Genomic DNA, 20,210 nt, shown 5'->3' with positions numbered 1-20,210 from the left:
GGAACGTGCCACCCGGTGCTCGGTTGCGGGGCTCGGCGGCCTTCGCTTCGACGGCCGGGGAGTTCGACACCCGGAGGAGTCAGATCAGTGCAGTTCTACCTCGACGGTTACAAGCCTGGAGACCCCTTCGTCGCGGAGCCCCACCCGTCGCTGGCGGAGCGTCCGGCCGGCCTGCCGGAGGAGGCCGACATCGTGATCATCGGATGCGGCCCGGCCGGTTTGCTCCTGGCGGCCCAGCTCGCAGAGTTCCCCGACATCCACACCGTGATCGTCGACCGGCGGGACGGGCCGCTCGAGGTCGGCCAGGCCGACGGCGTCGCGTGCCGCACGGTGGAGATGTTCGAGGCCTTCGGGCTGGCTGACCAGCTCGTCCACGAGGGTTACCAGGTCAACGAGGTGACCTTCTGGCGGCCGGATCCCGGCGACAGGTCCTCGATCGTGCGCACCGGACGCATCAACGACGTCGAGGACGATCTGTCCGAGATGCCGCACATGATCGTCAACCAGGCGCGGATGCTGTCCTACCTGCGGGATCACATGCGCCGCTCGGCCACCCGCGCCGAGCCTTTCCACGGGTTGCACACCACCGATGTGCGGGTGGATGCCGACGGCGAGTCCGAACACCCGGTCGCGGTCACGATGTGGCATGTGGAGAGCTCCGAGCCGACCGGCGAGACCTCGACCGTCCGCGCCCGGTACGTGGTCGGATGCGACGGTGCGCGCAGCACCACCCGGCAGGCCATCGGTCGTCGTCTCGAGGGTGACGCGACCAACCAGTCCTGGGGTGTGCTGGACGTGCTCGCCGTCACCGACTTTCCCGACATCCGGCTCAAGTCCGTCGTCCACTCCGAGCAGGGCAGCATCCTGATCATCCCGCGTGAGGGCGGTTACCTGGTCCGGCTCTACATCGAGCTCGACAACGACCGCGACGCCGAGATGCTGCGCGACCGCAGCGTGACCCCGGACAAGCTCACCGCGGTGGCCAATCGGATCCTGCATCCCTACAGCATCGATGTGAAGCACGTCGGCTGGTGGTCGGTCTACGAGGTCGGCCAGCGCCTGTGCGACCGCTTCGACGACGTCGGTGACACCGAGGCCGACCCCGTCCGCCCCGGGTGTTCCTCGCCGGCGACGCCTGCCACACCCACAGTGCGAAGGCCGGGCAGGGCATGAAACGTCTCGATGGCCGACGCCTGGAACCTCGGCTGGAAGCTCGGCACGGTGCTGCGGGGGACCGCGCGGCCCGAGGTGCTGCGCACCTACTCCGCGGAACGGCAGGAGGTCGCCCGGGAGCTCATCGACTTCGACCGCGAGTTCGCGGCGCTGTTCAGCGAACGGCCGGACGACGACGGCGACGCGGACCCGGGGCGGTTCCAGCGCTACTTCCGCGAGCAGGGGCGGTTCACCGCGGGCGTCGCGGTCCGCTACGGACCCTCAGTGCTCACCGCGGAACCGAGCCACCAGCACCTGGCGGAGGGTTTCCGGCTCGGGATGCGATTCCGCTCCGCGCCGGTGGTGCGGCTGGCCGATGCCAAGCCGATGCACCTCGGCCACGCGGCCCGGGCCGACGGCGCCTGGCGGCTCTACGCGTTCGCCGATCGGCCGCGTCCGGATGACCCCGATTCCCGACTGCGGGAGCTGGCGGATTTCCTGGCGACGGAGAGCTCGCCGATTGCCCGGTTCACCCCGCCCGGTGCCGATCCCGATTCGGTGCTCGACGTGCGGGCCGTGTTCCAGCAGGGGCATCGCGACGTTACCGTCGCGGACCTGCCGCCGGTCCTGCTGCCGCGCAAGGGCCCGTTCGGGCTCGTCGACCACGAGAAGGTCTTCTGCCCCGATACGGCCACCGACGTCTTCGAACTGCGTGGCCTGGACCGGCAGGAGGGGGCTCTTGTGGTCGTGCGGCCGGACCAGTACGTGGCGAACGTGCTTTCGTTCGACGCCCACCGCGAGCTGGTCGACTTCCTCGGCGGAGCGCTGGTCGAGGTCGGTCCACCCGCCACTCCGTCCGGTCGTGACAGTGCCGGTGCGGCGGCCCCATTCCGCGGCGCGTGACCCGCGCGCTGCCTCGAGCCGTACCCGGTCGGCCCGGCCCGTCCTCGGTCGGACCGACCGGGCCGCCGCACCTGGCGTGCCGTCGGCGCGTCCGGAGCGGTCGTTGGCCCGGTGGCGCGTGTCCACCGACCACTGCCCTCCGAGAGCACCTCTTCAGGAGTTCTAGGGGGTGCCGGTTTCGCCCACGTGGGACACGCCATGGTCGCCCTGCCGTTCTTGGACATCGCGCAGCAGGGTTCGCAGCAGATCGCCCAGCTGGTGACGTTGCTCGTGGTCCAGTCCCTGGAGCAGCTCGAGCTCACGGCTGAGCACCCTGTCGACCGTCCGTTCCACGAGTGCGTGGCCGTCTCGCGTCAGCTCCACCCACATGCAGCGGTCGGGACCGGGGTCCGGCCAGCGGACCACCAGACCGTCGCGTTCGGCCTTGGCCACCCGCTGGGAAATGGCCCCCGCACTGACCAGGGTCAGCTCGGACAGCTGACGTGTGGTCAGCCGATAAGGCGCCGAGCTGCGACGAATCACGCTCAGCAGATCTAGGGTCGCGGAGTCGACTCCGGAATCGGACAGCACGCGCCGCCGGTCTTCGCCGAACAGCTTGGCCAGCCGCCACAGTCGTGTTACCACTCCGATCGATTCGACGGGTGTACCCGGGCGCTCTTGTCTCCATGCTTCGGCTATCTCGTCCGCCGCGTCCGGAGGGGTCTGCTCCTCACCTCGCGTGCTTCGGTCGTCGGAATCGTTTTCCGCCATCGTTGTGTGCCTCCTGTTTTATCCGAGATCAGGATACGGTAATGTTTAAGCCTAAACAAAAAGGTGTCCCGTGTTGACGAGTGGAGTTATCCATGGCACCGGTCCATCTTCAGGGCGGTGACGGGCATGCCGGAATGCGGCGCGCTGTCATTGTCACGGGAGGTAGCAGGGGGTTGGGGTTCGCCATTGCGAAGCGTCTGGCTCAGCAGGGCGATGCGTTGGCATTGTGCGGCAGGGATGTGGAGAAGCTGCGTAGCGCTACCGACGAGCTGCGGGGTGAGTGTGGTGCCGAGGTGTACGGTGAGACGCTCGACGTCGCGGATGGGGATATCGAGGGGTTTATCGAGCGCTCCGCGGACGCGTTGGGGGGTGTCCACGGCCTGGTGCTGTGTGCGGGAGGTGCGAGCGGTGGCGGGTTGACTGCCTCGACTCCGCAGGACTGGCGGCGGACTTACGAGCTCAACGTGGGACATCCGTCCCGCGCCCTTCGGTCCTGCCTGCCGTACTTCGGCGTCTCGGGCGGGGCGGTGGTGCTGGTCTCGTCGATCTCCGGCTGGAAGCCCGCACCTCCCGCCCAGTACGCGGCGGCCAAAGCGGCCCAGCTCAGTCTTGCCGCGACGTGGGCGCGCGAGTTGGGGCAGTACAGCGTGCGGATCAACGCTCTCTCGCCGGGGTCGATGCTGGTGCCGGGCGGTACGTGGGATCGGTTACGCGTGGCCGCCCCGGAGGCCTACGCGGGGTTCCAGCAGGAATTCCCTGCTCGGGAGCTCGTGGAGGTCGACGAGGTCGCTGCGACGGCTCGCTTCCTGCTGTCGGAGGAGGCCCGTGGGATCAACGGGGCGAACATTCCGGCGGATCGGGCGCAGAACGCTCCCACGGCGTTCGGTTACTAGTCAAATTTTGTGAGTACGTGTCATGTTCTATGTCCGCCTGTTTCGCGGTCGGGGTTTGACCTGTCGGGGGGGTGCCTCTATGGGTTTGGTCAAGGGGGTGTGGGTGGTGGGTGTTGGTAGAGGGTGCCGTTTTTGAGCATGGAGTAGAGGACGTCGCAGCGGCGTCGTGCGAGGCAGAGGAGGGCTTGGTTGTGGTGCTTGCCTTGGGCGGTTTTCTTGCGGTAGTAGGCGCGTGAGGGTGGGTGGTTCAGGGAGGCGAACGCGGCGAGGAAGAAGGCGCGTTTGAGCTGTTTGTTGCCGCGTCGGGCTGGTTGTTCGCCGCGGATGCTGCTACCCGAGCTGCGGGTGGCGGGGGCGAGCCCGGCGTAGGCGGCCAGGTGGGCGGCGGTGGGGAATTGGCTGGCGTCGCCGACGTCGATGAGGATGCGGGAGGCGGTCCTGACACCGATACCGGGCATCGAGGTCAGGACTGTGGAAAGAGGGTGGGCCTCCAGCAAGGTTTCGATCTCGGTTTCCAGGGTGCGGCGTTGCTCGATCACTGTTCGCAGGCTGGCCGCGAGGTTGGGAATGACCACTCCTGCTGCCTCGGTGCCTGCCACGACGACGGACTGTTCTTCCAGGGCGGTGAGGATGTCGCTGGCTAAGCGGTCGGCCATGCGTGGGGCGTGTGGCCGCAACAGTTCGACCAGGCCGTCGTAACCGGTGTGTCGTAGCGAGGCCGGGGTGCCGTGGTCAGACAGCAGCTTCAGCACGGCGGGGTGGTCCAGGCGTGGGCCGAGCACGCGTTCCAGAGCCGGATGGATCTGGGTCAACAATCCCCGCAGGCGGTTACGGACGCGGGTGGCCTCGGTGGCCAGGTCGTCGTCGTGGCCGCACAGCATCGACAGGGCGGCCACGGTGTCATCGTCGGGAGCCAGATCTCGCAAGGTGTGGGGCATGGTGCGGGCGGCATCAGCGATCACGGCTGCGTCGCGGGCATCGGTTTTGGCCTCACCGGGATAGAGATCGGCCAGTCGTCGCATGGTCAGTCCGGGCAAGTAGGCCACCCGACATCCTGCGTCACGGGCGAGTGCCAACGGCAGTGCCCCGATGGAGGCGGGCTGGTCGACCACGACGAGCACGGTGCCGTGTTTGGCCTGCAGTTTGTCGATGATGGCCCGCAGTTTCGGTTCACTGTTGGGCAGCCGTTTGTCCAGTACCTTCTTGCCGTTCGGGGTGAGGGCGCGGGCATGGTGTTCGCCCTTGCCGACATCTAGACCCACGAAGGCGCCGATCTCGTCTGACTCGGCCACGATACTCCTGTCCGTTGCAGGTCCTCCCGGCCTGCCAGGCGGCACCGCTCAAGCCGGCATCCACATTACACAGAACCTTCCGCCCTGATCAGAGCAGTGCTCGTGCCTCTATCAGCGGTCATGCGGTGCCTGCAGACCCGGTGACACCACCCCCCGGATCATGCATGACAGGGGGGACAAGTCCTGCCGAGCCCACAGGCCGGGAACCCCGTTGCGGGGACAACCAAAAGGTAATGGGGGTGCGCCAATGCGCACCCGGTGTTTCTTGCTCGGCGACAAGCTTTGATATAGCCTGTTTAGGCCTAAACAACAAGTGGAGGGAAGTGCTCTGTGAACAGGACGGTGCTTGTGACCGGTGGGGGGACCGGTTTTGGTTACGCCATCGCCGCCAGGTTCGCCAAGGATTCGGACCACGTGTACATTACGGGGCGGCGTGCGCACGTGCTCGAGAGGGCCGTTCGCGCCCTCGGGGACAACGTGCACGCCCTGCCCTGCGACGGGACCGATCCGGAAGCGGTCGAACGTGCCGTGGCGAGCATCGACGGCCCGCTGGACGTGCTGGTCAACAACGCCGGGGGAAACACCGACTTCGGCATGACCGCCGACGGTGGTCTCGAAGGCAGCCTGCGGCGTTGGCGGGCCAACATCGACGCGAACCTCATCTCCGCGGCCCTGATGACGGAAGCGTGCGACGCCAAGCTCAACACCGGCGGGGCACTGGTCCACATCGGATCGATCGGCGCCGATCAGGGTGGTGGGGCCTACGGCGCCGCGAAGGCGGCGCTGGCTTCCTACAACGTCGGTTTGGCCAAGCAGTTCGGTCCCCGCGACATCACGTCGAACGTGGTGGCCCCCGGATACTTCCCCGACACCGAGTTCTTCGGTTCCGGGCTCCCGCAGGACGCCCACGACAACCTGGTGTCGCTGACCGCGTTGGGGCGGCACGGGGATCCCGCCGAGATCGCGGAGGCCGTGTCCTTCCTCGCGTCTCCCGGCGCGCGCTTCGTCACCGGCCAAGTGATCAATGTCAACGGGGGCGCGTCCACCACCCGCTAGTTGTCGCGGGGCGGGACGTTCATGATGCTGACCAACGGTGATCCCAGTTGCGCTGCGATCGGGGCAGTTGAGTAGCGTGCGGTGCATGTCGAATCCGGAGAGTTGCAAGGTGGGGCTGCCGGTCACGCCGTCAGCCCCCTGAACCACCAGGTTCCTCGTTCGCGTCTCGACCGCTTTCCCCGGTCGGGGCCGCTGCGCGCATCGTCGGGGTGCTGACCGCGGTGACGAGATCTCTTCTTCTCGTTGTGCCCCTCATCTCGGAGTCCTTTGATGCCTCTTGCGCTGTCTCTGCTCGCCGTGGCGGTCGCTGACCTCGAGCTTTCCGGTGTTGCTCGGTATTCGTGTACTCGCCGCTGTGGCGAGTGCGGGTTTCCTGGCCGTGGCCCTGGCGACCGCGTCCGCTCTCGTGGCACCCGATCAGAGGGGGCGCGCTCCGGCGGAGCTGCTGTCGGGCACGACGGTGGCCATCATCGCCGGGGGCCGGCGGGGCGGTGCTGGGCACCGTGCTGGACGGGCGAGCCGTCTTCTGGGCGATCACCCCCGCCGCACCTTCCCGCGGCCCTCGGTGTCCTGCAAGGGATTCCCCCGCACCAACACGTCGGAGCAGGGGCACGCGACGAGCCCGGGCCTGCTTACCGAGCTTGCCCAGCTCGCCCGGCCCCGGTTGATCCTGGTCATGGTGTTGGCGGCACTGGTCAACGCCGCCACCTTCGGCCCCTTCACCTTCCTCGCTCCGATCGTCACCGACACCGCCAGGCTGGCCGAGCTCTGGGTTTCGGTCGTGCTGGTGCTCTTCGGGCTCGTAGCCTTGCTGGGAGTCAGGATCGCGGGGCGTCTGTCGGACCGGCGTCCCGGCCAACTCGTCGCGGTCGGCGGCCCGCTGGTGCTGCTCGGCTGGATCGAGCTCGCCGCCCTGGCCGTCCACCCGCTCGCATTGCCGGTCCTGGTGCTCGTTCAGGGCGTGTTCTCCTGCCCTGGGCAGCATCCTGATCGCCCGGATGGTACACGAGGCATCAGACGCTCCCACCATGGGGGCTCGTATGCGACCACGGCCCTCAACCTCGGTGCGACTGGCTGCCCCGTTGTCGCGGCAGCCCCCTCGAAACCGGTCTCGGAGAACTTGGCCCAGTCTGGGCCAGCACCCTCCTCTTCGCGATCGCGTTGAACATCGCCCTACCGCTCCTGCGGGGCATCACGCCCCGTGCCGACGGGCAGGCCACGGCCCGGTGACCCGTGCCGACGCTCCGCTGGACGTCGAGGGGCGGCGACGCCTCGTCGAGCGGTGGGTGCCGCACCCGCTCGATCCCCCACGTCGCCGTCGGTGGTCAGCCACCAGCAACGCGCCGTTGGACTCGCGTCGCCAACGTCCGGGCCTCCTGCAGTGAGACCGACCACTGTGGCGCGAACCAGTCGCGACCCTGCTGCCGTGTCGTTTCACGTGAGCAGTGTGCTCGTCGTCCGACGGGGCTGCCGGGGCGGGGGTTTCCGCGAACCCCCGCCCCGTCGGTTCGACCGCCGGACGGAGCTCCGCTTTCGGTGTCGTCGAGTCGGCCTGGTGGGCGGGCGGGGCTTCCCCGCAGTAGCGGAGGGGAGCGCCGGGGAAGCGAGCGCGTGGCACCGGGTTCTCGCACGACCGTCTTCTCCGCTGCGGGCCCCGCTCGGCCTCCGCTACCGACCGGCACTACTTCGTCGGAGTTCGGATCGCCCTGTCGCGGTTCGTCACCGCAACCACTGGTTGAGGAGCAGAGTGGTTTCGAACGGATTCCGGCTCAGCTGCGAGTCGAAGTGCCCCACCGGCCGGTCCAGCAGACGGCGTATGCCGTCGCGGTCGACGATCTCCCATGCCGGGGAGTCCTTGTCCCGCAACAATGCGGTCGTCCTGGAACGGAGGTCTCTTTCGTAGGCGAGGTTTGCGGTAGTGGGGTAGGGGCTCTTCTTGCGGTGCAGGATCCCGGATGGAACGAGGTCGGAGACGGCGTCGCGCAGCACGCTCTTCTCCTTGCCGTCGAAAGTCTTGATTTTCCAGGGGATGTTGTAGACGTACTCGACGAGCCGGTGATCGCAGAACGGAACTCGAACTTCCAGTCCGGCGGCCATGCTGAGTCGATCCTTACGGTCCAGCAGGATCTGCAACCACCTGGTCAGATGCAGGTAGCTCAATTCGCGCATCCGCCGCTCCGCGGCGTCCTCGGAATCGAGTGGGGTGACCTCGCCGAGCGCGGTCCGATAAGCGTCGGCCACGTAGTCGTCGAACTGCGTTTCTGCGCGGAACTGCCGTGTCAACAGATCGGGTTCGATGAGCCGCATCCTGCTGAGCCACGGGAACTCGGAACCGGCAACGACCGCCGGATCGTGGAACCATCCGTATCCCCCGAACACTTCGTCGGCCGACTCGCCGGACAAAGCGACCGTCGAGTGGTCGCGAATGCGGGAGAACAGGCAGTGCAGGGAGGTGTCCACGTCCCCGAAAGTCAGCGGCAGATCGTGGGCCTCGAGCACGGCGCGCCGTGCGGCGTCGTCGGTCAACACCTCGGGAGGCAGCTCGATCGTTCGATGGTTGGTTCCGATGTGCTCCGCGGCGAGCACCGCGTACGGGTTGTCCCGCTCAGGTCGGAACTCGCTGCTGCGGAAGTCCCGGTTGTTGCCGCTGAAGTCGACCGAGAACGACCGTACCGGCCCCTCGCCGTGCGAAGCGAGCTCTCGAGCGGCGATACCGGTCAGCGCGCTGGAATCGAGGCCACCGGACAGCAGTGTGCACATAGGGACGTCCGTGATCAGCTGTCGGCGTACGATGTCTGTCAACAGTTCCCGCACTCGTGCGCTCGTGGCTGGGGTGTCCTCGGTGTGCGGTTGGGACTGCAAGCTCCAGTAGCGATGCAGCCGACTGCCCGTGCGGTCGACGGTGAGGACGTGGCCGGGCGGTAATTCCCGCAAACCACGCAGCGGCGTCTTTCCGGGGGTCTTGACCAGTGCGAGAAGGTCAGCGAGACCTTCCCGGTCAGCAGTCTTGGTGAACTCAGGATGCGCCAGGACGGCCTTGGGCTCCGATCCGAAGAGCACACCGCCCTCGTGCTCGGCGTAGTAGAGTGGCTTGATCCCGAGCCGGTCGCGCACGAGGACGAGGCGTTGTTCGTGCGCGTCCCAGACCGCGAAGGCGAACATTCCGTTGAGCCGGTCGACCAGATTCGTCCCCCATTCGAGGTAGGACAGGAGCACGACCTCGGTGTCGCTGCGACTGCGGAACACGTAACCTCGTGCGCGCAGGTGGTCCCGAATTTCCCGAAAATTGTAGATCTCGCCGCTGTAGGACAGCACGGCGTGCGGTGCCGAGGCGTCCCCGGCGGTCATCGGTTGGGTCCCGCCGGCCACATCGATGATCGACAGCCTGCGGTGTCCGAGTCCGACGTACTCTCCCAGCCACGTTCCAGCGGCATCAGGACCCCGCGGGGCCATGGTGGTGGTCATTTTCTCGAGGACCGCGCGTTCGTGGGCCCTGGGGCGGTGGAAATCGACCCAACCGGCGATGCCACACATGGAAAGTTCCCCTTCCGTTGTGATTTGTTCGTTCATCACTCGCCGCGGAGCGGCCTAGTCCCCGGGAAGGTCCAGGAGCGCCCCGGAGCCGAGAGCGTTGGCCATGTGCTCGAGATCGGTGGACATGAAACGGTCCGCTGACAGCGTCGAGACGAGGCCGCGGATCCGGTCGTACGTTCTCCGACCTGCGGGACTGAGCTGGTCGTAGCGCTCTGCGGCGTCCACCGCCTGCGCGGCCGCCACCGCCTCCACCGCGAGGATGCGGTCGTTGTTTCGCGATACGCGCCGCGCGTTGCGAGCGGCGGTCAACCCCATGCTCACGACATCCTGGTTGTCGCCGTTGGCCGGGATGCTCTGGATGCTGGCCGGGCCGATGGTGCGGTTTTCCGCGACCAGTGCCGTGGCCGAGTACTGACTCCCGGCCAGCCCACTGGACAGGCCCGGCTCGCCGCCTACCAGGAATCCGGGGAGTCCTCCGTTGAGATGCCGGTTGAGCAACCTGTTGACAGTGCGCTCCGCGAGTACGCCGAGCTGGGTCAGCGCGAGGCACGCGTGGTCCATGACCAGCGCCACCGACTGCCCGTGGAAGTTCGCGCCGTGAAAGACCTGTCCATGCTCGAAGAGCAGCGGGTTGTCGTTGGCGGAGTTGAGTTCGGTCCGCAACACGTGCTCGGCGTGCGCCAACGCATCCCGCACAGCCCCCAGCACCTGTGGAACGGCGCGCAGTGAATAGGCCTGCTGCAGAAAGACGTCGGTGCGTTCCACACCGGTGTCCCCGGAGTGCCCGGTCGAGGCGCACCGCGCCATTTCCCGCAGTTCGCTCTCGGAGCGCAGTGCCGCGCTGCCCGCGGTGAGGGCGCGCATGTGCGCCGCTGAATCGATCTGTCCCCGGTGCGGCCGAGCGAGCTCGTGCCCCTCGGCAGCCAGCGGGGTGGCCGAGGCCCGCAACGCCTCCAGCACCAGTGCGGAGATGGTCTCGGCCTGGCGGACCTGGTCCAGGGCCCGACAGACGAGCAGCGAACCGAGTCCGGTCATGGCCGAAGTCCCGTTGATGAGCGCCAAACCCTCCTTGAACCGCAGCCGCAGCGGTGCGATATCACGCTCGTGCAGAACTCGGCTCGTCTCGACGGGACCGTCGGCGCCCAGCACGTACCCTTCTCCGATGAGGGTCACGGCGGCATGCGCGAGTGGGGGCAGGTCCCCGCTCGCGCCGAGTGATCCTACCTCGGGAATCGCCGGGACGATGTCCTCGTCGAGGTAGAGCATCATCTGGCGGACCAGCTCCGGCCGAACAGCCGAATATCCCCGGAGCAGGGAGTTCAGCCTGGAACACAGGATGGCTCTGGACTCCGTCGCGCTGAAAAGGTCCCCGACCCCGCAGCTGTGACTGCGTACGAGATTGGTTTGCAGTTCGGTTTCCCGGTCCGGGGATATCAGAAAGTTGACCATCTCGCCGAACCCGGTCGTCACCCCGTAAACCGGGGTGCGGCTTCTTACGAGCCGGTCCAGTGTTTCGCGGTTGCTCGTCACCCGGTCGAGAACGGGATCGGGGATCGCGCAACTCGCGCCTTGCTCGGCTACGGCCCGCACGTCTTCCAGACGCAGCGTTTCACCGTCGATGTGGACGGTAGCGGTGTTCGAGGAGTCGGCCATCATCCCACCTCCACGAGGGGGGTATCCTCCGCCGGAGCCCGACTTTTGATCCGGCGTCCCAGAACGCCGCTGAGAACGGCGGTCGTCAGCGCGAGCAGTCCGAGCAGGACACACGTGATCGCGAACGCGGTGGCGTAGTCGTGCCTCGGAATGACGCCGGAAACCTGCTGCGGGTTGGCACCGAGCAGGCCGCGGTACAGGGTGCCCACCGCGGCGACGCCGAGAGCCATGGCCGCCTGCGTCATCGTGTTGACGACCCCGGATGCGGCTCCGGCCAATCCGTCGGGAACTTGCGTCATGATCAGATTGATCAGTGGGGACACCACCAGCCCCTGCCCGACGCCGGAGAGTCCGATCACCGCGGCGAGCGTTCTGGACTGGGTATCCGGGCCGAGTTGCACGATGAGCGGGATCGGCGCGTAGCTGGCGGCCATCAGCAGCGCTCCGAGGATCAGGACCCGGCTCCCGTGCCGTTCGGCTAGGCCGCGCCCGAATATCGAAGCCAACGCGAATCCCGCGCCCATCGGGACGAAGACGAACCCGGTGCCGAGCGGCCCCAGGCCCAGGCCGGACTGCAAATGGTAGGTCAGCACGAGAAAGCAGCCGGAATTACCGCAGAAGAACACCGTGATGGCCGCCATGCTGACCGGGAATCCCGGACGGCGCAGCAGCTTTGGTGGGAGCAACGGGTCGCCTCCCCTGGTTGCCAGTCGATCCTGATGTCGGAACAGCACGACCACGAGTGCCCCGGCGGCGGCGAAGCACACCCACACCCACAGCGGCCATCCGTGCTCCGCGCCGAGGAACATCGGTACCAACAAAGCTGGCAGGACTGTCGCGGTCAGCGCTGTTCCCACCATGTCCAGCGGAGCGCTGGTGGCGCTGTGGCTCTCCCGCACCGTGGTCGGTGCCACGGCCAGCATGAGTACGCCGACAGGAACATTGATCAGGAATACGGTTCGCCACTCCAGGCCGAAAATGTTCCAGTGCAGCAACAGGCCACCGCCGATCAGACCGCAGACGACGCCGAGTCCGATCATCGCCCCGTACAGCCCGATGGCCCACTGGCGGTCCCGGGAGTCGGTGAACGTTCCCTGGATGATCGACAGCACCTGGGGCATGAGGACGGCAGTCGCAGCCCCCTGCGATACGCGAGCGATGATGAGCAGGTTCGCCGACGGAGCCAGGGCGCACAACAGCGAAGTGACCGTGAATGCCGCGACGCCGTACTGGAAAACTCTTTTGCGGCCAAACCTGTCGCCGAGTTTTCCGCAGGTCACCATGCCGGCCGCGTAGAGAATGATGTAACCATCGATCACGAATTGCATCTGTGCGAACGAAGCGCCCAGGTCCGCCTGGATCGGTGGACTGGCGACGTTCACGATGAACATGTCGATCTGCCCCATGAACGTGGCCAGCAACGTTATTCCGATACCCACCCAATCCCGCTTGCTGGCTCCTCGGGCAGGCATGTCAGTGGTCACGGGCATTCATTACCGCCTAATCTTGTTTAGGTCTAAACACCGTGTTGACGGTAGCACGCCGGACCACCTGCTCAGCTTGGGTGGGATTCAGGCGAGGATCACAAGCGGACTCGAAGCGACGACATGCGGGAGTCGAGGTCAACTCGTCGGGACTGTCGACGCACTCGGTCACGTCGTCAGGCGTGGCCTCCAGGTGCAAACCACCCGGCCAGCATCCCTGTGCCCTCAGCACCTCGTAGAACTGGTCGACCTCCGCGAGGACGTGGGAGAGCACCCGCGTCTTGGTCCCGTCCTCAGCGTGAACCGTGTTGCCGTGCATCGGATCGCACAGCCACACCACTTCCCGAGCACGGGGCCCCAGCGCGTCGATGATCGCGGGTAATCGCCCCGCGAGCTGCCGAGCGCCCATCCGCACGACCAAGCTGAGTCTGCCGATGGTCCGTCCAGCGGCCAGTCGTTCCCCGAGCTCAGCTACTTCGCGTGGTTCCGCGGTTGGACCGAGTTTGACTCCGACCGGGTTATTGATCGCCTCGGCGAATTTGATGTGTGCGTGATCGAGCTGACGTGTGCGCTCTCCGATCCACAGCTGGTGTGCCGAGGAGGCGTAGCTGCTGCCCTTGACGTGATCGGTGCGGATCAGCGAGTGCTCGAAGTCGAGCAACAGGGCCTCGTGACTGATGTAGGTCGGCGCGAGCATGGAGGAAACTCCGCTGGCGCCTTCGGAGAGCAGCAGCTGGCGCATGAAAAGTGCGTCCAGCGCGCCGGCTGCGTGGTCGTAAGCCGACAGTAACCGTGCGGGGTCGAGCCGGCGGGCTGCGGTGGTGGGGGATACCTCGTTCACCGCATCTCCGAAGTAGGACGGGACGACCGTCCCGTCCGGCGAGGTCTCCGTCCGGGACGACCTCGGTTTGGCGTACTGGCCCGCGAAACGGCCGAGGCGCACCGTGGGCAGTCCGACCTCCTCCATGCGATCGGCGAGCTGGTGCAGCTGCGCGGACTTGTGCTGGATCCGTGCATGCCCGGAATCAGCGAACAGCTCGGCGCACTCCCCGGCCTGGATCACGAAGGCCTCTCCGCGCGCGACGAACTCCAATTCGCCCGATAGCGCCCGCACGGACTCCGCTGAGACCAGTGGCGGACGTTCGCCGAGTTGAGCCAGCACTTCGGCGAGCAACTCCGGATCCGCCCAGTCAGGCTGATGAGCGGCCTTGACGGCCACCGATCCGGTGGAGTGGGCCGCGACGTGGTTGGTTTCCGTGGAAGACATGCACTTAGATCGTGTCTCGATAGAAGCCCGGAGACCATGGAGTTCAGTCCCTCACCGTCGTAGGGTGTTGGCTGGCGCCTGAAAAGCCAGCTACGAGGGACAACCCGGCTGGATCGGACAACACGTGCAACTTGGAGCCAGGTTTGTCCTGGTCCACAGAGATCGAGCCGGTACGTTCGTCCTTGCGTCGAGCCAAGCAACAGGCGGGTGACCTTTACCAGCTCCTCGGCATCCAGGCGTCCTATAACACGACTCGGTGTAATCGGCCCCACACGCCCGTCTAAGTCCAGATCCGATACCGGCGGTGCACCGACGACGTCGAGGCACCAAAGCACAGGGGCACATGCTGCTACGAACAGTCGCTGGCCAGAACATAGACGATCGCTGCGAAGACGGACTCGTCATCGATATTCACGGTGCCACCATCCGAGCCCCCGACAACAACGCCACCGAGAGGATCCAACTCCACCGACCATCAACACACAAAAAGCAACAGAATACCACCACAAGGACACGGTCTTAGAGACCTCCCGTGCGGGCTCACGCGCCGCTGGGGGTGGTGATGCCGAGCCGGCGGGCCAGGTCGGAGACGAAGGTGCCGTCGGGGTCGACGGTGTCGCGGACGCGGCGCCACTCGTTCAACCGGGGATACATCCGCTGGATCTTCTCGGGGGTGGTGCGGGAGTCCTTCGCGAAGTACAGGCGCCCACCTGCGGCGAGCACCTGCTCGTCGAGTCGTTCGCAGAGCCGGTGCAGCCCGGGTTTCATGGGGAAGTCGAGGCTGAGCATGTAGCCCGGGTGCGGCCAGGACAACGGTGCCGGGTTGGATTCGCCCATCCGCTTGAAGACGTTGAGGAACGACAGGTGTCCGGAGTGGGCGATCGTGCGGACCAGCTCGGCCATGTGCTGCTCGCGGCCGGTGGGGATCGAGAACTGGTACTGCAGGAAACCGTCCCTGCCGTAGACGCGGTTCCATTCGCCGAGCACGTCCAGCGGGTGCAGGAACTGGGCGATGTTGGCGATTTTGCCGCGGGCGTGTTTGGGGAACATGTGGTGGGTGACCGTGCCGGCCAGCCGCGAGGTCAGCTGGTTGACCATCCCGTTCGGGAAGAGGTCGGGCAGTGTGGCCAGCCGCGGTGCGTCCAACCGGAGGGGGTCCCGGCGCAGTTTCGGCGGCAGGTCCTCGCGCCGGGCCAGCCAGCCGCGGGAGAACGTCGCGCGGCCGAGACCGGCCCCGCCGGAGATCGTGTCGGGCACTGCCGCGGAGTAGTCGTAGCGCTCGTCGGATCCGTCGGTGAGCAGCTCCATGGTTTCGTCGAGGCTGCTGGTGCGGTCGTAGTCGGCGAGGAAGTAGGCCGTCTCGGTGCGCTTCATCCGCAGACGTGCGCGCAGCACGATCCCGGTCAACCCGGCACCGCCCACGGTGGCCCAGAACAGCTCCGCCCGCTCGCCGTCGGGAGTCAGCGTGCGCACCTCGCCATCGGCGGTGAGCAGCTCCAGCGCCAGCACGTGGTTGCCGAAACTGCCGGCCGAGTGGTGGTTCTTGCCGTGGATGTCCATGCCGATGGCGCCGCCGATCGTGACCTGGCGCGTACCGGGCAGCACCGGCACCCACAGCCCGTGGGGCAGGGCGGCCCGCATCAGCTGGTCCAGACTCACTCCCGCGTCGACGTCGACCAGTGCCTGATCGGGATCGAGGTGGTGGATCCGGTCGAGCACGGTCATGTCCACGACCAGCCCGCCGCCGTTCTGCGCGGGATCGCCGTAGGAACGGCCCAGACCTCGGGCGATCACTCCGCGCGGGCCCGCTCGGCGGACGGCGCGGGAGATGGTGTCGATGTCCCGCGTGGCGAGCACCTCGGCGACCGTGCCGCTTGCTCGCCCCCATCCGCGCAGTTCACGCGATCGAGTCAGCCCCTCCGGCAAGATGCCTGTCGTCGCGGTCATACCGGAGAGCCTAGCGACAGCATAGGTTCGACTGATCGAGGGGGCGCAGGCACACCCGCAAAGCAAACATAGTGTTCTAACAGGGTGTCTTGATAGGCGGGTCAAGGGTGCTGGCATGGTGATCATCGATGGATGATCTGTCGCGTCGGTTGGTGCCGGATGAGTTGTGGGACATCGCAGCACCACTGCTTCCCGAGCACGGGGTGCGTCACCAGGGCGGTGGGCGCCGCAGGGCCAGCGATCGTTCCGTATTCACGGCCATCGTGTTCGTGCTGACCAGCGGGTGTTCCTGGCGGCAACTGCCACCCTCGTTCGGGGTCAGTGTGCCCACCGCGCACCGGCGTTTTCAGGAGTGGACCCAGGCCGGGGTATGGCGGCGGCTGCACCGGGCCGTGCTCGACGAACTCGGCTCGGCCGGGGACCTCGACTGGGAACGAGCGATCGTGGACGGCGCCAGCGTTCGCGCGAAAAAAGGGGAACCGCAACCGGACCCAACCCCGTCGACCGCGGCAAGAGCGGCTCGAAACTGCACATCCTGACCGAGGCGGGCGGGCTCCCGCTGGCCGTGGCGGTATCCGGGGCCAACACCCACGACATGAACGCGTTGAAACCCCTGGTGCACGCCATCCCGGCCGTGCGCTCACGCCGCGGCCCCCGACGGCGCAGGCCGGCCAAGCTGCATGCCGACAAAGGCTACGACTACGAACACCTGCGCACATGGCTGCGCGACCGCAACATCGTCCCGCGGATCGCCCGTGTCGGCGTCGAGTCCCACGCCTGCCTGGGCCGGTATCGGTGGCGCGTTGAACGCACCTTTGCTTGGTTGTTCACCTACCGCCGTCTGGCCGTGCGGTGGGAACGCACAGCCAGCAACCTCGCAGGAATGCTGACCCTGGCCGCCGCGATCACCTGCTACAAACACCTCGCCAAATGAGACGACCTCTTAGCCTTTCGGGGGCTACGCGGGCTGTTGTTCGAAGTCGTCCGCGTGATTCTGGATTCGATGCGCGAGATCGATGATCTGTTCTTCTCCGCCCGGGGGGCCCACGATCTGCACACTCAGTGGTGCTCCGTTGACCCGGCTGGATCGCACGGGGACGGTGATGGCGGGGAAGCCGGCGAAACTGGCGATCGGTGTGTAGCCGACCCTGCGTTCGTAGTCCGGTTCGCCGGGGGCGGGAATCGTGCTCTTCGCCGGTTCGTGCGAGCGGGTCTCGGGTGGTGGGGACGGATCCAGTGGCAGCAGCCAGACATCCTGGCGGGTGAACATCGTGGGTGCGGCGTCTCGGCAGGCCTCCAGCTCCTGCAGGATCCGCGCGTACTGCTGGTCCCCCACGCGCGCACCGGTCTCCAACGCACGGGAGGTGCTCTCGAGCAACGGGACCGTGATCCACTGGCGCCAGTGCTGGAACCCGTCCCAGGCTTGCCGGGCACAGAGCTGCCAAGCATCACCGCGAGAACGCCAGAGTTGCTCCAGTCGCACCTCGTCCACGGCGTGGCCGTCGTCCGCCAACCATCCGCAGACCGCTTCCAGGGTGTCCAGCACCTCGGGGTCGCAATGATCACCGCGAACGTTGTCGACGACCCCCACCCGGTAATGCCGCGCCGGTGCCACGTCACCGGATTCGCGGTTCGCGACCAGCCGGTGCAGACCGAGTCTCTCCCACAGCAGTGACAGATCAGCCGCCGTCCTGGTCACCAACCCGATCGCGTCCATGGGAGGGGACAGGGGGAACACTCCGTTGAGAGCGGCCGGGGTGTGCGTCAGCCGCAGCCCGACGGTCCCGCAGTGGCCCGCCGGCCAGCGCACGGAACCAAGGACATCGGTTCCCACACCCAGGTCGCACAGGTTCGCCGCGACGGCCACGCCCGCCCCCGTGCTGGAACCGGCGGGGTCGATGTGCGGAAAGCACGGGTTGATGCACCCGGAACCGACGCCGATGTTGAGCTCTGTGCTGACCACTTTGCTGGTCACCGCCGCCTGGTCTCCGGTGCGCTCGATCGTCGCGACCGCGGAGGCGGAGATGGCAGGGTAGTGTCGATGGTGGCGCAGACCGAGCCCGGTCGGGAAACCAGCGACGTCGATGGTGTCCTTCACCCCGATGCGCACTGCCGGTGTTCGGGTGTGAGCAGGTTGGTTCGCCACGATCGCCCGGTACCGGGAGTCGGCGGTGGCGGTCCACTCTTCGCATTGGCGGGACCAGTCGGCTCGGTACCGCTCCTCCGTGTCGATCCGCCGAAGGCGGTCCAGCAGCGGCAGGCCCAGCAGCGGTGGCGGTTGGGGCTCCTCGTCCCGCTTTCCGAGCCCCGCCCGCTCGGCGTACGCGGTCACGGCGTGTTCCGGTGGTGGGAACGCGTGCTTTTCGTCCTGCTCTTGTCGTGGTGTCGCCATCGGTTCGTGCCCACCTTCATGGGAGGACGGGGATGTCATGCCCCTGAGGCCTCGTGTCCGTGTCGGGTTCGATCTGCGCGTACAGCTGGACGGTGGAGACCTTGCCGGTCGGCGTTCTCGGGATTCGTCGGACCTTGTGCACGGCGCGTGGTAGGGCCGGGTCGTCGATCGTGGCCCGCAACTCGTCGAGAATCCACTCCCGGCCCAGGTGCCGATGAAATTGGTAAAACAGTTCGTAGTGCTCGCCACGAACCGAGTCATGCACGGGAAGGCAGACGACGTCGATTCCTGTGAGAGCTGTGCGCAGTGCTTCCGCGACCAGGGTCAGGTCGAGTCGACGTCCGTTGACTTTTACGAGGTCGGACCCGCGTCCCTCAAACTCGAAGGATCGTGGGCCTTTTCGATAGACCAGATCGGATAGTTCCCAGTGGTCCGGTGGGGCGGACATTCCCGAGCAGTAGCCCAATCGAGGACTTCGGACCGCGAGCCATTCGCGCTCCGCGGCGTCGTCGCTTTCCGGTGTGCTCTCGTGGAACTCCACGTCCGGGAGCAAGGTCCAGGCCTGTCGGTCCGAGTGGTCGGGACATATTCGCCGGCAGGCGATACCTCCGGTTTCGGTGGAGCCGAACACCTCTGTCGCCCGGAATCCCGTGTCCTGCAGGGCGGAGACGACCTCGTCGGTGGCGCCGACCGTCGGACCTGTCCCGTGCAACGCCGTCACAGCGGGCAGGTCGCGGAGCTGGGAGAGCAGTCTGCGCAGTATCAGCCAGCTGGAGGGAAGGCAAGCGAGCAGGACGCGCTTCCCCCGCACCGAATCCGGTAGACGTGCGGGCTCGTGGTCGAGGTGAACCACCTCGGCAGACAGCTTCTCCGGGAGGAACTCGCCGGTTATGCGGCCGAACAGGTGTTCGGTGGGTGCGAAGTTCACGACCTGGTCGATCCCGTGGGGCAGTTCTCGGGCGAGAACATCGGCCTCCGCGCGCAGCTGGCTTTCGGTGCGCCACCACACGACGGGATCAGAAGTGCTTCCAGAGGTGTGGAACCGTATCTCCCGGTCGCCTCGTTCCGCGGGGACGTGCTCGAACGTGGTTTCCCTGATCGCTTCCGTCATAGCCGCCCCTTGAACACTGCCATGTCCTCCATGCGGTCGCGGACGAAACGCGTCATGTTGGCGATGCTCGAGAAAGCGTGTCGAACGTCGTCGGCGACGAAGTCCACCTCGATTCCGAATTCCTTCTCCACTGCGGTGATGCACTCGAGCGCTCCCAGGCTGTCGTAACCACCGCTCAAGCTGTCTCGCAGTTGCGCGTCCGCGAGGATCTCGGTCGCTTCAGCACCGAACAGGGAGCGAAGAACCTCCCTGATTCGGTTTTCTGTGTTCTTGTCGTCATCGATATTTTCGGTCATGGCTCACCTCGCGAGATTTTGGTGGTTGGTTGGACTCCTGCGCGAGAAAGTGTTCGCGGCGGAGTCCGCGTTCACTGTTCCGCGGAGGCTGCGGCGCTGCTCATGTGCCCCCGGGTGGCGAAACGCACGTTTTCGCGCGGTGTCGGACGGAATTCGATGTATAACAACGGGGTTTGCTCCGTCATTCCGAGGCAGTCGGCGATTTCGTTCGCCAGGTCATCGCGGAAATCCTCGCCGTGCTCCTCGGCGACGCAGCACAGGACGGACGCGTAGTGCAAGGAGTCCGCCGCCCCAGGAAGTGCTTCCAGGGGCATCCCTCCGACGAATACGCTGTCCGGAACCGTGTCCTCGAACCGAACGATCACGTGGTGGCGTTCACTGCCCCGGACAGTCAGCCAGCGAGTCAACCGTACGGATATTTCCCGTCGTCGAGTCGTGCTCATGGGGGGAGTGTTGATGATGACGGTGGGCACTGTTCTG

General features: G+C 66.6%; 14 protein-coding genes and 2 pseudogenes. 5 read left to right on the top strand and 11 right to left on the bottom strand.

From position 1 onward, the window contains the following. The first annotated feature begins 87 nt into the window (after positions 1-87). Positions 88-2,055 (top strand): annotated as a pseudogene (locus G9Q41_RS22805) (FAD-dependent monooxygenase). 162 nt (positions 2,056-2,217) lie between these two features. On the opposite strand, the gene G9Q41_RS20625 reads toward G9Q41_RS22805, so the two are convergent. Further along, complete coding sequence (locus G9Q41_RS20625; protein WP_165633843.1) at positions 2,218-2,805, bottom strand: MarR family winged helix-turn-helix transcriptional regulator; 588 nt, start codon at positions 2,803-2,805, stop codon at positions 2,218-2,220. Between the two features lie 92 nt (positions 2,806-2,897). On the opposite strand from G9Q41_RS20625, the gene G9Q41_RS20620 reads away from it, so the two are divergent. Continuing rightward, positions 2,898-3,698, top strand: a complete 801-nt coding sequence (locus G9Q41_RS20620; RefSeq protein ID WP_165633844.1) for an SDR family oxidoreductase — start codon at positions 2,898-2,900, stop codon at positions 3,696-3,698. Between the two features lie 89 nt (positions 3,699-3,787). Here the strand turns inward: G9Q41_RS20620 and G9Q41_RS20615 are convergent, their stop codons facing one another. Next, complete coding sequence (locus tag G9Q41_RS20615) at positions 3,788-4,990, bottom strand: IS110 family transposase (protein ID WP_165633845.1); 1,203 nt, start codon at positions 4,988-4,990, stop codon at positions 3,788-3,790. A gap of 330 nt (positions 4,991-5,320) precedes the next feature. Between G9Q41_RS20615 and G9Q41_RS20610 the strand changes: the two genes are divergently transcribed. Together G9Q41_RS20610 and G9Q41_RS21630 are read left to right on the top strand one after the other, a co-directional pair. Further along, complete coding sequence (locus G9Q41_RS20610; RefSeq protein WP_165633846.1) at positions 5,321-6,046, top strand: SDR family oxidoreductase; 726 nt, start codon at positions 5,321-5,323, stop codon at positions 6,044-6,046. 310 nt (positions 6,047-6,356) lie between these two features. Continuing rightward, positions 6,357-7,276: pseudogene (locus G9Q41_RS21630) on the top strand (MFS transporter); the annotation flags it as partial. A 489-nt stretch (positions 7,277-7,765) separates the two neighbouring features. On the opposite strand, the gene asnB reads toward G9Q41_RS21630, so the two are convergent. From asnB to G9Q41_RS20580, 5 genes are all read right to left on the bottom strand, one after another. Then, complete coding sequence (gene asnB, locus G9Q41_RS20600; protein ID WP_165633847.1) at positions 7,766-9,580, bottom strand: asparagine synthase (glutamine-hydrolyzing); 1,815 nt, start codon at positions 9,578-9,580, stop codon at positions 7,766-7,768. A gap of 54 nt (positions 9,581-9,634) precedes the next feature. Further along, a complete protein-coding gene (gene cmdF, locus G9Q41_RS20595; protein ID WP_165633848.1) occupies positions 9,635-11,233 on the bottom strand; it encodes a tyrosine 2,3-aminomutase in 1,599 nt (532 codons plus the stop codon). Then, positions 11,233-12,717 (bottom strand): MFS transporter, encoded by a 1,485-nt coding sequence (locus tag G9Q41_RS20590; protein ID WP_207631614.1) that lies wholly within the window; start codon positions 12,715-12,717, stop codon positions 11,233-11,235. Before G9Q41_RS20590 ends, cmdF begins: the two co-directional genes overlap by 1 nt. 16 nt (positions 12,718-12,733) lie before the next feature. Continuing rightward, a complete protein-coding gene (locus tag G9Q41_RS20585; protein WP_165633849.1) occupies positions 12,734-13,984 on the bottom strand; it encodes a 3-deoxy-7-phosphoheptulonate synthase in 1,251 nt (416 codons plus the stop codon). Between the two features lie 540 nt (positions 13,985-14,524). Then, positions 14,525-15,931 (bottom strand): FAD-binding oxidoreductase, encoded by a 1,407-nt coding sequence (locus G9Q41_RS20580; protein ID WP_165633850.1) that lies wholly within the window; start codon positions 15,929-15,931, stop codon positions 14,525-14,527. 128 nt (positions 15,932-16,059) lie between these two features. On the opposite strand from G9Q41_RS20580, the gene G9Q41_RS20575 reads away from it, so the two are divergent. Continuing rightward, a protein-coding gene (locus G9Q41_RS20575; protein WP_092525283.1) for an IS5 family transposase occupies positions 16,060-16,865 on the top strand; the annotation gives its coding sequence in 2 pieces (ribosomal slippage) (positions 16,060-16,405 and positions 16,405-16,865; 807 coding nt in all). Between the two features lie 24 nt (positions 16,866-16,889). Here the strand turns inward: G9Q41_RS20575 and G9Q41_RS20570 are convergent. The 4 genes from G9Q41_RS20570 to G9Q41_RS20555 form a co-directional block, all read right to left on the bottom strand. Continuing rightward, entirely contained in the window at positions 16,890-18,323 is a 1,434-nt protein-coding gene (locus G9Q41_RS20570) for an amidase (protein ID WP_165633851.1), read from the bottom strand. Positions 18,324-18,339: 16 nt separating this feature from the next. Then, positions 18,340-19,434 (bottom strand): acyl-CoA synthetase, encoded by a 1,095-nt coding sequence (locus tag G9Q41_RS20565; protein ID WP_165633852.1) that lies wholly within the window; start codon positions 19,432-19,434, stop codon positions 18,340-18,342. Next, positions 19,431-19,730, bottom strand: a complete 300-nt coding sequence (locus G9Q41_RS20560; RefSeq protein ID WP_165633853.1) for an acyl carrier protein — start codon at positions 19,728-19,730, stop codon at positions 19,431-19,433. Before G9Q41_RS20560 ends, G9Q41_RS20565 begins: the two co-directional genes overlap by 4 nt. Positions 19,731-19,801: 71 nt before the next feature. Continuing rightward, entirely contained in the window at positions 19,802-20,203 is a 402-nt protein-coding gene (locus tag G9Q41_RS20555) for a hypothetical protein (protein WP_165633854.1), read from the bottom strand. Positions 20,204-20,210: the final 7 nt, after the last annotated feature.

Source organism: Actinopolyspora sp. BKK2 (assembly GCF_011291845.1).
Lineage (GTDB): Bacteria > Actinomycetota > Actinomycetes > Mycobacteriales > Pseudonocardiaceae > Actinopolyspora > Actinopolyspora saharensis.
This window is presented reverse-complemented; position numbering and strand designations above follow the sequence as displayed.